This is a genomic window from Actinomadura hibisca NBRC 15177, assembly GCF_001552635.1.
GTDB classification, from domain to species: Bacteria; Actinomycetota; Actinomycetes; order Streptosporangiales; family Streptosporangiaceae; genus Spirillospora; species Spirillospora hibisca.
This window is the reverse complement of sequence record NZ_BCRO01000049.1, coordinates 79,623-92,406: the sequence shown is the minus strand read 5'-3', so window position 1 is coordinate 92,406 and position 12,784 is coordinate 79,623. Positions and strand designations below refer to the sequence as shown.

Sequence of the window (12,784 nt, the reverse complement as noted above, 5' to 3'; positions counted from 1 at the left end):
GCCAGGTGAGCGGCCCTGGGCCGGGACTTCAATAAACACCGCGGCACCTGGCGGCCGAGTACAGGTGGCTGTCGGTGAAGTTCTCGGCCGTCAGGACCGCGCCGACGATGATGACAGCGGTGCGTTTGATCCCCGCCTCCGCCACCTGCGCCGCGATGTCGGCGAGGGTGCCGCGCAGCACGATCTCGTCGGGGCGGCTGGCGAACGCGACCACGGCGGCCGGGCAGTCCGCGCCGTAGTTGGGGAGCAGTTCGGCGACCACCTCCTCGATCCGCTGGACGGCCAGGTGCAGCACGATCGTCGCGCGGCTGCGGCCGAGCGTGGCCAGGTCCTCGCCCGGCGGCATGGGCGTGGCGCGCGCCGAAGTGCGGGTGAGGATCACCGACTGGCCGACCTCGGGGACGGTCAGCTCGCGCTTGAGGGAGGCTGCCGCCGCCGCGAACGCCGGGACGCCGGGCACCACGTCGTAGGGCACGCCCGCCGCGTCCAGGCGGCGCATCTGCTCGGCCACGGCGCTGAACACCGACGGGTCGCCGGAGTGCAGGCGGGCCACGTCCTGGCCACGTTCGTGCGCGGCGACCATCTCGGCGACGATGTCGTCCAGCACCATCTGCGCGGTGTCGATCAGGCGCGCGTCCGGCGGGCACCAGGCGAGCATCTCGGCGGGCACCAGGCTGCCCGCGTACAGGCACACGGGCGCGGCTGCGATCAGGTCGCGGCCCCGCACCGTGATCAGGTCGGCGGCGCCGGGCCCGGCGCCGATGAAGTGCACCGTCACCGGGTCACCGTCCACTGCGTCACCGGCATCATCGTTCTCCATCCTGTGAAACCCCCGACGGGGGCGGCGCGGCTGACCGCGATGCGGGTCAGGTCGCCGCCGAGGCGGGCCTGATGACCGGTCACCTCGCGCTCGGACTCGACGGTGACGGCGTTGACCACCAGCCGCCCGCCGGGCCGCAGGGCGTTCCAGCACGCGTCCACCATGCCGGGCACGGTGACCCCGCCCCCGACGAAGATCGCGTCGGGGGTCTCCAGGAACTCCAGGGCGGCGGGGGCCGCGCCCTCGACGATCTCCAGGCCCGGGACGCCCAGGGCGGCGGCGTTGGCGCGGATGCGTTCGGCGCGCTCAGGGTCGCGCTCGACGGCGACGGCCTGGCAGGAGCGGTGGGCGCGCATCCACTCGATGCCGATGCTGCCCGCGCCCGCGCCCACGTCCCAGAGGATCTCGCCCGGCCGGGGTGCCAGGCGGGCGAGGGTGACGGCGCGGATCTCGCGCTTGGTGAGCTGGCCGTCGTGCTCGTAGGCGTCGTCGGGCAGGCCGGGGGTCAGGGGGAGCGCCGCGCCTTCCAGGCAGTGGACGGCGACGATGTTGAGGGGATCGACGTCCGGGTGCGGCGGTCCGATCCGTTCGTCGGGTGCGCCGAGGCGTTCCAGGATCGTCACGTCGGCGCGGAAACCGCGTCCGGCGAGGAGCCCTTCGACTTTCGCGGGGGTCGTGGCGTCGGCGCTGAGCACGAGGACGCGTCGGCCTGGGGCCAGCACCGCGTTCAGCACCTCCAGGGGCCGCCCGACCGCGCTGACGATCTCGGTCTCCTCCAGCGGCCAGCCGAGCCGGGCGCAGGCCAGGGAGACCGACGACGGATGCGGCAGCACCCGGACGCGTCCGGCCCCCAGTACCCGGACCAGCGTCGAGCCGACGCCGTAGAACATGGGATCGCCGCTGGCCAGGACGGTGATCCGCCGTCCCTCGTGCTCGGCGAGCAGGCGGGGGAGCGCGGGCAGCATGGGGGACGGCCAGGCGACGCGTTCGGCGTCCGAATCCGGCAGGAGATCGAGCTGCCGCGTGCTGCCGAAGATCACTTCCGCTGCTGAGACCGCCGCCCGGGAGGTCTCGGGCAGCCCGGCCCAGCCGTCCGCGCCGATCCCGACGACCGTGGTCTCAGACATTGCCGATCATCCGGCTGATGGTGATCTCCAGGACGACGCGCTCGGGGTTCTCCCGAGGCGTCCGGTAGCGGTCGGCGTACCGGCGTTCGGCGTCGGCGACGTCTTCCGGCGCGTTCCGGACCACGGCCCGCCCCTCCGCGGTGGCCCAGCGGCGGCCGTCCACCTGGCACAGCGCGACCGGCAGCCCCGCTTCTCCGGCGGCGGCCACGTGCCGGGCCTTGAGCGTCCCGCCGGAGGTGATGACGCGGGCGATCCCGGCCGCCGGGTCGAGCGTGGCACCGACCGGCACGACGTGCGGCGTCCCGTCGGCGCGCAGGGTGGTCAGCGTGCACAGGTGCCGCTCCCGCCAGAACTCCAGCACCCGCTCGTCGTCCAGACGCAGTAGGTGATCCTTGTCGCGGACCGGCTGCATGACGCCCCCTCGTGATTCTCCGACCAGCAAGGATCTCAGACGCCCCGGTTCTGTCGGACCGGGCGGTTATGGTCGGCGCGGAAGTGGGGTGACGATGGTCACGGTGGAGCAGGTGCGGCGGCTGGCCCTGTCGTTGCCGCGCACGTCCGAGCACCTCATCAGGGACCGGGTGAAGTTCCGCGTGGGGAGCATCGTCTACCTGGCGTTCTCGCAGGACGAGACGGTGCTCGGCTTCGCCTTCCCGAAGGAGGAACGCGCCGCGCTCGTCGCGTCGCGGCCCGACGTTTTCCACCTGCCCCGCTTGTCGGACCAGCGTTTCAACTGGGTGGACGCCTGGACGGCCTCGCTCGACAAGGACGAGATGCGCGAGCTGGTCGTCGACGCGTGGCGCATGGTCGTGCCCAAGGGGGTGGCCGCCGCGCACCTCAACCTCTAGGGACACGTTCGGCCGCCGCGCACTTCAACCGCTAGGGACACGTTCGGCTTTCGCACGCTGGAGCGCCGCCAGGACGCGGGCGATCGGCGGCTGCACGGACGCGCCCCGGCGCACGCAGGTGACGATGCGGCGGGACGGCACCGGCGTGCCCGTCAGCGGGACGCGAACCACCTCGTGCTCGGGCGGCAGCGGGGCTAGACGGGGGACCAGGCTCACGCCAAAGCCGTGCGCGACGAGTGCCGACACCGCGAACCACTCGTGCGGTGAGGCGGACGCGGCGGCCCTGGGGTTCCAGGAGGGGGACGCCGAGGTCGCGGGAGAGTTGCCGGAGCCGTTGGGAGACCGTCGAGGGGGTGGGATGCAGCGCCTCGGCGGTGGCGGTCACGGTGCCGAGGCGGCGCAGGACGCGGAGGGTCTGGAGGCGCGGGTCGATCATTTGGTCGCTGGACATGGCGGCGCTACGCCACCTGCCTGAACGTGTTGTGGCGGTGATGGTCAGCCTTGAACCGGCCGTGGCGGCGCTCGCCGGTCTCGTTCTGCTGGGCGAGCACCTGGCGTGGACGCAGTGGGGCGCGATCGGCTGCGTCAGCGTCGCCGCCGCCGGGGTCGTTGCGACGGCCCGTCAGTCGTCGTAAGGTTCGCCGTCGGCCACCCAGCCCGCCGTGAGGATGAGGCCGGTGCGGCGGTGCACGGCCAGGAACCCGAATGGACGGTCGATGTGGAATTCCGCCTCCTTCACCCGGTAGGGCGGCGGGGGTGGCATGCCGCCCGCCGCGGCGGCGATGACGGTGACGGCGGCGGCCTCGAAGCCCTTGGCCGTGAAGTTGGTCATGGCGTTCTGCCCGGCCCGCTGCACGGCCAGCGGCGCGTCGCTGATGCCGGGGAAGTGGCCCCGTTCGGTGTCGCTGACGGTGGTCAGGCCGAAGACCTCCGGCAGTTTGAGCAGGTCGTGTTCGGCCTTCAGCGAGAACCGGGGGACGGTGACCGCGAGGCGATCTTCCGGCCTGTAGGAGCGTGCGTGTCTGATCTCCAGGCCGGGGGCCGATGTACCGATGGGCAGGGAGTCGGCGGGGACGGTGCGGTGGCGGCGCGCCAGCACGTCGATGGCCGAAGGGAGGACGTCGGCGGCCGCGCGGTCGGCCTCTCCTAGAGCGAGGTGGACGTCGATGCCGTTCCGGCCCATCACGCGCAGCATCGTTACCGGTCCCGCCGGGGTCTCGGCCACTCGAACGCGGTCCAGGAACTGGGACATCCGGAAAAGGAAATGGGCCCAGGTCTCACCGAAGTACCCATCGGACTCGTCGAACGGCTGGAGCCACGTCGTCCGTACGGCCAGCGCGCTGGCCAGCACCAGCAGCGTGCGCTCGTCCACGGTGACCGGCATGGCGGGAATGAGGCCGCCGGTCTGCTCGGACGCCCACGCGTCTAGATGCGCCTGGTCGGTTTCGGGGACGCCGCTGAGCACGCCGTGGGAGTTGGGCGCGAGCGCGTCGGTCCACGACGGGCGGAGCAGTGCCTCGCGGTGGGTCCACACGCCGAGCGCGGCGCGGACGCCGGGGGAGGCGGCCAGCAGGTCCAGCAGCTCCCGCCCGGCCTGGGCGGCGGACGCCGCGTCCACGCCGACGGCCTCTTCCAGTTCGGCCCGGCCTTCGCCGGTCGCACCCGCCGCCAGGAACGCCAGCAGCGGCCAGGCCCCCACCCCGGCCTGCACGGTCGACTCCCCGGTGCAGGTCGCGGCCCAGCGGGCGGTGAGCGCGTTGATCGGTGCCGGCTGGAACACGGACCCTCCTCGGACGAGGGCAAGATCGTCGCAGCGGTCCGGCAGGGCGACAACCGGTTTACCGGAGCGTCGGGGCTGCGCGGCCGTACTGGGCGCTGACCTCGTCCATGAGGAGTTCGGTCAGGAGGTGATGGGGGAGGTCGGTTCGTTCGCTCAGGCGGATGATCTGGCGGGCGGCTTGAGCGGGTGGGCCTGCGGCGATCAGTGCCAGGGCGGTGTGGGCGGCGGATGCGCGCTCTTCGGCGCTGCGGAGGTGGCCCGTGGCGTGGTCGATGACGACGTCCATCAGCGGGAACGGGTCGCGCAGTGCGGTGCGGACGGCGGCGCGGCCTCCGGCGTCCAGCAGGTCGGCGGGGTCGCGGCCGTCCGGTAGCAGGGCTGCGTCCACCGGGGCGTCCAGCTCGCGGAGTATGTCCCAGATCCGTCGCGCGGCTGAGCGGCCCGCCGGGTCGCCGTCCAGGGCGACCAGCACGCCGGTCCGGGAGAGGGGCGCGGCCTGTTGCAGCGCCGCCAGGTGCGCCGGGGTCAGTGACAGGCCACAGGTCGCCACGGCGGCGTGGTCGCGCGGGGAGGCCAGGTTGACGGCGATGGCGTCGAGCGGGCCCTCTACCAGGACAGGTCGTGCTCCGCTCGCCAGCCGGTCGCGCGACTCGTGCAGGCCGTACAGCAGCTCGCTCTTGTGGAAGAGGGCGGTGCCGGGGGTGTTGAGGTACTTGGGGCCGGACGCTCCGTCGCGCGCCCGGCCGATGAAGCCCGCGAGGGTGCCGTCGGGGGTGCGGATCGCGAACATCACGCGGTCCCGGAAGGTGTCGTAGGGACGTCCGGAGCGTCCCCGGCGCGCCAGGCCCGCCTCGATGATCGCCTCGTCGGGGTGGCCGAGGCCGCGCAGGTGGGCGGTGAGGGTGTGCGGGCCCTGCGCGTAGCCGATCTGCCAGCGCCGCTGGACGCTACGGGAGAAGCCGCGTTCGGTCAGGTAGGCGGGGGCCCAGCTGTCCTGGAGGCAGGCGCGGAAGTAGCGGTGCGCCGCCGTCATCAGGTCGCCGGACGGGTCGGTCGCGCGTGCGTGCAGTTGCCGTGCGAGGCGCAGGATGCGGTCCCCGCAGGCGGCGTCGGCCCAGGGTGCGGTGGCGGGGAAGTCAAATGCGGGTGGTTCGAGGCCGAGACGCGCCAGCACGATGTGGGCGACGGAGTCGGCTTCGATCAGCCCTCGCGCGCCGCTGCTCAGGGCTATCTGCCGGAGCAGGTGCGCCAGGTCGTGGCGGGCCGGGCCTGGCCGGGCATCCTGGGGATGGTGTGCCAAGCCTTGATCGGGCGGGCCTGTCCGGGTGTCCGGGAGGTGACGCGCCCGGTCCCGATCGGTCGTGCCTGCCTGAGCGGTCAGGAAGCAGCGCGTCAAGCGGGCGATGACCTGGGATGGGACGGCCGGCGGTGGTGTCGCCAGCGGCAGCCCCGCCGTTTGCGCCAAGTCGAAGACCGCGCGCGGCGTGCCCGAGCGCGCCAGGATCCGGATGCCCGTCTCGCCCCGGCGCACCTGCCGTCCGGCGGCCCGCCACTCCTCGTACGAGCGCACGTCGGTCGCGGCCCGCCACTGCGCCGCGATCAGCAGCGTGTTGACGAAGCCGTACCGGCCGAACCGCGCCGCGCGGTCCAGCCAGCACGTCCACGGCAGGGTGCCGTCGTGCAGCCGGGCGGCCTCCCGGGCGGCGACGCCGCGCAGGACGGCCGTGTCGTCGTGGGTGAGGGACATGCCGGTCTCCTAATCGGTGGATTCCGGCACGGGACTCGCAAATGCCTCATACCCACTACAGGTACAGGCCGAACAACTCCTCGGGATGGTCCAGGAACGGCGGCAGGTCGTCCGGGCGCAGCGTCACCAGCTCGCGCTTGGCGACGCGCTTCCCGGCGCGGGCCGTCGCGGCGATGCGCTCGGACTGGTTGGCGACCGCGACGTCCAGCAGGTTGCGCATCAGGCGGCCGTTGCCGAACGACGGGCCGCGCGGCATCCGGCGCAACATCGCCCCCAGCAGCTCGCCGGTGCCGTCGGCCAGGCGGAAGCCGTCGTCGGCGGCGAGCTGCGCGAACACCGCGATCAGCTCGTCGTCGGCGTAGTCGGGGAAGTGGAGCTGCTTGGGGAAGCGCGAGTCCAGGCCGGGGTTGGCGGCCAGGAACTCGGTCATCTCCCGCTCGTAGCCCGCGACCACCACGACGAGGTCGTCGCGGTGGTCCTCCATCAGCTTCACCAGCTCGGCGATCGCCTCGTACCCGTAGTCGCCCTTCAGCGGCGACTGCGTGAGGGTGTACGCCTCGTCGATGAACAACACGCCGCCGAGCGCGCGCTCCACCAGGCGGCGGGTGCGCGGCGCGGTCTGCCCGATGTACTCGCCGACCAGGTGCGCGCGGGTCGCCTCCACCAGGTGGCCCGACGAGAGCACGCCGAGCCGCTTGTAGACGCGCCCGAGCAGCCGCGCCACCATCGTCTTGCCGGTGCCGGGGTTGCCGGTGAACACCATGTGCCGCGTCGGGGCGCTCACCTTCAGGCCCGCCTCGCCGCGCAACTTCGCCGCGCGGGTGCCCGCGACCAGCAGCGAGATCTCCTGCTTGACGGTGTCCAGGCCGGTGAGCGCGGCGAGTTCGGTGAGCGGGTTCCCGGCCTGCTGGCCGGTGTCGAGGGCGGCGGGGATGTCCTGCTTGCGGACGGGATCACCGGCGGTCGCCAGGACGAGATCGGCCAGGTGCGGCGCGAGGCGCGCGTTGCGCAGGGTCTGCACGGGCGGCGCGGCGGCCAGCAGCTCGCCCGCCGCGACCAGGGCCTGCTTGGTGGCCCGCGCGCCCCGGGCGGCGAGCGCGCGCCGGAACAGCTCGGCGTGCTCCTCGGCGGTGAACGGCCTGGTCCGCGCGACCCGGAACCGCTGCGGCAACACCGGGTTGACGGCGCGGATGCGGTCCTCGCCTCCGGCGTCGCACAACGCCACCACGTTCAGGTCGGGGTAGATCGCCAGCAGCCGGTGCAGCTCCCCGGCCAGCGCCTCGCCGTTGCCGGGGTCGGCGACGACGCCGTCCAGCCCCTCGATGATCAGCAGCCGCTCCCCGGCGCAGTCGCGGGCGTCGGCGTGCAGCTTGGCGACCGCGTCGGGCAGGCGCTGCCCGGCGAACAGGTTGTCGGTCACCCACAGCGGGTCGCGGGCCAGCGCGAGGGCCCTGCCCAGCTCGGTCGCCGCGTCCCGCTTGCCGGTGCCGTCCGGGCCGGACAGCAGCAGCCGCACCGGCTCGCGTTCCCGCGTCAGCTCCGCCAGCGCGGCGACGACCTCGGGCTGCCCCACCAGTGACGAGGCGAGCGCCGGACGCGCCGGGGCGGCCTCGGCCGGCTCAGTGCGCAGCGTGTCCGCCAGCGGGTTGACGACGCGGCGGCGCGGCGCGAACAGCCGCCGCAGGTCGTTCTGGAACAGCCCGACGGGGATGACCTCGGCCTTGGGGAACCACGGGTCGCCGGGCAGCCCCTGCACCGTCGCCACGAAGCGCATCGCCATGTCCAGCCAGGCGCGGCACGCGTCGGCTTCGCCCGACACCAGCGCCCGCACGAGCCAGGCGCGCGTCTCCTCCTGCCAGGCCAGCGGCTTGAACCCGCGCAGGTCCACCGGGAAACGCTGCAGGATCTCGCGGTAGTGGTCCTCACCGAGCGCGACCGCCAGCTCGGCCGGGACCTGCTCCATGCCGCCCTGCGCGAGCAGCCGCGACAGGTGCGCGTCCAGCGGCTCCTCGCGCGGCGCGACCGAGACGAGCCGCTCGTGCGCGGCGAGCAGGCCCGAGCACACCCACTCCAGGTAGCCGACGGGGCCGAGCAGCTCGGGGACGGCCGCGAGGATCTCGTCGTCGGCGTGGGCGTTCCAGTGCTCGCGCAGGTCGAGCTTGGGCAGGTTGACGTCGCACTGCGGCGGGTCGTCGTACAGGCGCAGCAGGGCCTTGCGGCGGCGTTCCAGGGGCTCGACGCCCTCCAGGGCGGCCAGGCAGTCGCGGGCCAGCTCGATCGCCAGCTTGCGGTCGGGGGCCTCGACGAGCCAGTCCACCGGCGGCCGCCACCGCCCGCCGGGCGCGTCCCAGCGCGTCATCCGGGTGCTGAGCGGCGCGGGGTTGGCGAGGTGGGGGCGCAACAACCGCTCGGGGAGCTGCGACCACGACCCGCCCTTGATCGCGCCGCCGCCGGGCAGGAACGCCAGCATCCCGAAGATCTCGGCGACCACCAGCGACGCGGGCAGCGTCAGCAGCTTGTGCTGCTGGGTGGTCAGGTCCGCGCACCGGGGGTCGGCGGCCAGCTCGCCGACGCGCGCGGAGATCTCGTCGAACAGCCCGTCGGGCACCCGCCACGGCCCGTGCGCGTAGACGTCCAGAACCGGCTCGTCGGTGAGCAGTAGCTCAAGATGCTCCGGCAGCCGCACCGCTTCTCTCCCCAAACCTGATCAAAACCGAGGTAACAGCCTATGGTTCGCGACGGCATGCCTCCCCTCCTCCGCGAAAACCTCTGGCTTCCCCGCCACCTCCCGAGCGCGCCCGATCCCGCTTCCCCATCCGAAGGACACTTGCCCCGCGCCCCTACGTCAGAGTGCGTAGGGCCTCGATCGCCAGGCGGGCCGTCGTGCCTATCGCCGCGTCGGCCTCCGGCAGGACCGCCAAGGGCTGGAACGAGCGGGTGAACACCGCCACCGCGTAGCGGCCGCCGTCGGGGTACTCCACCACGCCGATCTCGTTGCGGAGGGTCGGCAGCGTGCCGGTCTTGCCGCTGACCCGCACGTCGTCGTAGGGGAAGCCGGACGACAGGCGGTGCGGCCACACCTGCAGGCCCATCAGGCGGCGCATCTCCGCGCACGCCTCGGGCGGGGCCGCCTCGTCGCGCCAGATCATCGCCAGCAGGCGGGCCATCTCGCGGGGCGTGCTGCGGGTCGTGCGGGACGGGTCCAGGGCGCGCAGACGGCTCAGCATGCCGGGCTCGTCCAGGCGGGCCCACAGTTCGCCCAGGTCGGGGACGTCCGCGTCGGCCAGGAGGGTGTCGTGCAGCTCGCCGCCGTTGCCGGTCAGGTGGGTATGGGACAGGCCGAGGTCGGCCATCGCGGTGTTGACGGCGTCGAGGCCGACGCGCGCGAAGACCGCGTCGGCGGCGGTGTTGTCGCTCACTGTGATCATCAGATTGGTGAGATCGCGCAGCGAGAGGGTAACGGTGTCCAGCATGGTCGCGATGCCGGTCGGGCCGGGGGCGCGCTCCTCGGGGGACAACGTGACGCGCTCGGTGGGGTCCAGCAGCCCGGCCGCCGCGCGGCGGTGGAAGGCCACCAGCAGCGGGACCTTGAACACCGAGGCCAGCACCACCGGGTCGTCGCCGCGCACGCCCAGGTCGCGGCCGGTGTCGAGGTCGAGGGCGTACAGGTGGCCGGTGACCCCGGCGTCGCGGAAGACCCGCTCGATGTGCCTCATGCCAGGAACCCCGACGCGGGGCGCAGCGCGACGCGGCGCGCGGGCGGCGGGGCCAGCGGCGTCATGCCCGCCTCGTCGCGCAGGACGGCGGTGGCGGTCGCGGTGAACGCCTCGACGTCGTCGCCGCCCGCGTCCTGCCGCCACGCGCACGAGACGCGCCAGGTCAGCGGGTCGCCCAGCAGCGGACGCCACACCGCGCCGGGGGCCTCGGCCTGCGGCAGCAGCGCGACGGCGGTCCCGGCGAGCACCAGGCCGAGCGCGAACTGCGGATGCCGCGCCTCGTGCACGGCGGGCGGGTCGTAGCCGTGGCGGCGGCAGGTGGCCAGCAGGTCGTCGTGGATTTCGGGGGCCTCGTCGCGGGGCGCGGCCACCAGGTCGTGCCCGGCCAGGTCCGACAGGTGCAGGTGGGCGGGCGGTTCCTCGGCGGCGGGCAGCAGGACGCCCACGCGCTGCGTCAGCATCGGGCCGAACGCCAGGTCGCGCGCGTCGCAGGGATGGCGCAGCACGCCGACGTCCAGGGTGCCGTCGGCCAGCGCCCGCACCTGGTCGGCGGTGCCGATCTCGCGCAGGTCCAGGCGCAGCCCGGGGCGGCGGTCGCGGAACGCGGCGATCAGCGCGGCCACCACGCTGCCGCCGAGGTCGGGCGGCAGGCCCGCGCGCAGCGTGCCGGTCTCGCCCAGGCGGGCGCGCTCGGCGAGGGAGGAGAGGCGGTCCACGCGGGAGAGGATGTCACGGGCCTCGTCCAGCAGGAGGCGGCCGGGGACGGTCAGCTCGACCCGGCGCGACGAGCGGTCGAACAGCCGGACGCCGAGTTCCCGCTCCAGCCGCTGGATGCGCTGGCTCAGCGGGGGTTGCGCCATGCCCAGCCGCTCGGCGGCGCGGCCGAAGTGCAGCTCCTCGGCGACGACGACGAAGCAGCCCAGATGCCCGACGAGGTTCACGACCTGGGACCATATCCGTTCTCGTATGAATGCGCTAACGATATCAATCTTGGACTTTTCGCCGCGCAGGTGATGTGCTGTCCGGCGTCCGATCGAAGAGGGGGTTACGGATGCGCCGATCCCGGATTCTGATCGTCGCCGCGGTGGCGATCGTGCTCGTGGGGGCGGGAGCGGCCTGGTTCGTGCTGCGCGACGAGGGGCCGCAGGAGAACGTCGACAGGTACATGGCCGCCTGGGGGCGCGGGGACTTCGCCGCCATGCGGGCGCTCACGGCGGGCGCGCCCGCCGACTTCGAGAAGCGCTTCGCGCAGATGCGCGACGAGGTCGGGGTGGCCCGGCAGAGCTTCCAGGTCACCGGGCTGGACAAGGAGGGCGGCTCCTACGCCGCCGACCTGACGCTGGCGGGCGACCGCAAGTGGAACTACACCGGCACCTACAAGGTCACCAAGGACGACGACGGGTGGAAGGTCGTCTGGTCGCCGGAGGTCATGTACCCCGGGCTCGCCGAGGGCCAGCGGCTCCAGTCGGCCCGCACCTGGCCCGAGCGCGCCGCCATCGAGGGCGCCGACGGCAGCGGCCTCGCCGGATCGCCGTCCGGCTCGGTCCAGCAGCTCGTCGGGCCGCTCGGCCCGGCGACCGACGAGATCGCCAAGAAGCTGGGCGCGCCCTACCGCAAGGGCGACCAGGTCGGCGTGGAGGGCTTGAACCGCCAGTACCAGCGGCGGCTCGCCGGGACGCCCGCGCTGACGGTGCAGATCGTCGGCGCGGACGGCAAGCCCGTGCGCACGCTCAAGCGGTTCGGTGGCGCTGAGGGCCAGGCGTTGCGCACCACGCTCGACCCCAAGGTCCAGAGCGCCGCGGGCAAGGCCATGGAGAAGGTCACCAAGCCCGCGTCGCTGGTCGCCCTGCGCGCCTCCACCGGCGAGATCCTCGCCGTCGCCAACAAGCCCGGCGGCTACAACCGGGCGCTGATGGGGCACTACCCGCCCGGCTCGACGTTCAAGGTCGTCACGGCGGCGGCGCTGGTGGCCGGGGGACTGAAGGCCGACCAGAAGGTGGGCTGCCCCGCCACCACCAACGTGGGCGGGCGCACCTTCAAGAACTACAAGAACGAGGACTTCGGGACGATCTCGTTCGAGAAGGCGTTCGCGCACTCGTGCAACACCACGTTCGCGCGCCTCGCCGTCGACAAGCTGGGCGAGAAGCGGCTCACCGAGGTCGCCGCGCAGTTCGGCTTCAACGCGCCGATCATCGCGGGCCTGCCCGCCGTGCGCGCCACCTTCCCCGCCACCAAGGACCAGACGGCGTTCGCGTCGGCCTCCTTCGGCCAGGGCGAGGTGCTGACCAGCCCGCTCAACATGGCCGGCGTCGCGGCGGCCGCCGCCAACGGCACCTGGTACTCGCCGCGCCTGGTGGACGCCAAGACCGCCGCCGAGGCCGTGGACGCGGGCGGCCGCGAGCCCGAGCAGCCGCACAAGCTGGAGCCCGCCGTCAAGCAGGCCCTGCACACCCTGATGCCCGCCGTGGTCAGCGAGGGCACCGCCGCCGACGTCGGGTTCCCGAAGGGGACGGCGGGCAAGACCGGCACCGCCGAGTTCGGGACGGGCGACAACCCGCCCACGCACGCCTGGTTCATCGGCTACAAGGGCGACCTCGCGTTCGCCGTCGTGGTCGAGGGCGGCGGCACCGGCGCGGAGGCGGCGGCCCCGATCGCCGCCTCGTTCCTGCGCGCCAACTGAGAACGGACCGGCCGTGAGTCCCGCCCGACCCCGCACGGGCGGGGCCCACGGTCATGAGGTCCACAA

The 12,784-nt window shown here is 73.6% G+C and carries 12 protein-coding genes and 1 pseudogene; 3 read left to right on the top strand and 10 right to left on the bottom strand.

Annotated features, from left to right (window positions below; genetic code table 11):
• Window positions 1–28: 28 nt before the first annotated feature.
• Genes cobM through AH6_RS23800 form a run of 3 tightly spaced genes read right to left on the bottom strand, consistent with a single transcriptional unit; the run spans window position 29 to window position 2,359 of the window.
• A complete protein-coding gene (gene cobM / locus AH6_RS23810) occupies window positions 29–778 on the bottom strand; it encodes a precorrin-4 C(11)-methyltransferase (protein ID WP_067483557.1) in 750 nt (249 codons plus the stop codon).
• Window positions 775–1,947 (bottom strand): bifunctional cobalt-precorrin-7 (C(5))-methyltransferase/cobalt-precorrin-6B (C(15))-methyltransferase, encoded by a 1,173-nt coding sequence (locus AH6_RS23805; RefSeq protein WP_067483527.1) that lies wholly within the window; start codon window positions 1,945–1,947, stop codon window positions 775–777. Before AH6_RS23805 ends, cobM begins: the two co-directional genes overlap by 4 nt.
• Entirely contained in the window at window positions 1,940–2,359 is a 420-nt protein-coding gene (locus tag AH6_RS23800; RefSeq protein ID WP_067483525.1) for a pyridoxamine 5'-phosphate oxidase family protein, read from the bottom strand. The genes AH6_RS23805 and AH6_RS23800 overlap by 8 nt, the downstream gene beginning before the upstream one ends.
• A gap of 94 nt (window positions 2,360–2,453) precedes the next feature.
• Here AH6_RS23800 and AH6_RS23795 point away from each other — a divergent pair, with 94 nt between their 5' ends.
• Window positions 2,454–2,795, top strand: coding sequence for an MmcQ/YjbR family DNA-binding protein (locus AH6_RS23795; RefSeq protein ID WP_067483555.1), 342 nt, complete (start codon window positions 2,454–2,456; stop codon window positions 2,793–2,795).
• A gap of 24 nt (window positions 2,796–2,819) precedes the next feature.
• On the opposite strand, the gene AH6_RS46050 is transcribed toward AH6_RS23795, so the two are convergent.
• Together AH6_RS46050 and AH6_RS46045 are read right to left on the bottom strand one after the other, a co-directional pair.
• Window positions 2,820–3,011 carry a type 2 periplasmic-binding domain-containing protein gene (locus tag AH6_RS46050; RefSeq protein ID WP_245679442.1) on the bottom strand — a complete coding sequence of 64 codons (192 nt, stop codon included), beginning with the start codon at window positions 3,009–3,011 and terminating at the stop codon, window positions 2,820–2,822.
• Between the two features lie 103 nt (window positions 3,012–3,114).
• Window positions 3,115–3,231, bottom strand: a pseudogene (locus tag AH6_RS46045) (helix-turn-helix domain-containing protein); the annotation flags it as partial.
• A 13-nt stretch (window positions 3,232–3,244) separates the two neighbouring features.
• Between AH6_RS46045 and AH6_RS43980 the strand changes: the two are divergent.
• Window positions 3,245–3,430, top strand: coding sequence for an EamA family transporter (locus AH6_RS43980; RefSeq protein ID WP_157431660.1), 186 nt, complete (start codon window positions 3,245–3,247; stop codon window positions 3,428–3,430).
• On the opposite strand, the gene AH6_RS23785 is transcribed toward AH6_RS43980, so the two are convergent.
• From AH6_RS23785 to AH6_RS23765, 5 genes are all read right to left on the bottom strand, one after another.
• Window positions 3,418–4,575: a serpin family protein gene (locus AH6_RS23785; protein WP_067483521.1), complete on the bottom strand. Its 1,158-nt coding sequence runs from the start codon at window positions 4,573–4,575 to the stop codon at window positions 3,418–3,420. The genes AH6_RS43980 and AH6_RS23785 overlap by 13 nt on opposite strands.
• Window positions 4,576–4,633: 58 nt before the next feature.
• Window positions 4,634–6,322, bottom strand: a complete 1,689-nt coding sequence (locus tag AH6_RS23780; RefSeq protein WP_067483519.1) for a toprim domain-containing protein — start codon at window positions 6,320–6,322, stop codon at window positions 4,634–4,636.
• A 55-nt stretch (window positions 6,323–6,377) separates the two neighbouring features.
• Complete coding sequence (locus tag AH6_RS23775) at window positions 6,378–9,008, bottom strand: AAA family ATPase (protein WP_067483517.1); 2,631 nt, start codon at window positions 9,006–9,008, stop codon at window positions 6,378–6,380.
• 154 nt (window positions 9,009–9,162) lie between these two features.
• Window positions 9,163–10,038, bottom strand: a complete 876-nt coding sequence (locus AH6_RS23770) for a serine hydrolase (protein ID WP_067483515.1) — start codon at window positions 10,036–10,038, stop codon at window positions 9,163–9,165.
• Window positions 10,035–10,979 (bottom strand): LysR family transcriptional regulator, encoded by a 945-nt coding sequence (locus AH6_RS23765; protein WP_067483512.1) that lies wholly within the window; start codon window positions 10,977–10,979, stop codon window positions 10,035–10,037. The genes AH6_RS23770 and AH6_RS23765 overlap by 4 nt, the downstream gene beginning before the upstream one ends.
• Before the next feature lie 110 nt (window positions 10,980–11,089).
• Here AH6_RS23765 and AH6_RS23760 point away from each other — a divergent pair, with 110 nt between their 5' ends.
• Window positions 11,090–12,718 carry a penicillin-binding transpeptidase domain-containing protein gene (locus tag AH6_RS23760; RefSeq protein ID WP_067483510.1) on the top strand — a complete coding sequence of 543 codons (1,629 nt, stop codon included), beginning with the start codon at window positions 11,090–11,092 and terminating at the stop codon, window positions 12,716–12,718.
• Window positions 12,719–12,784 lie beyond the last annotated feature (66 nt).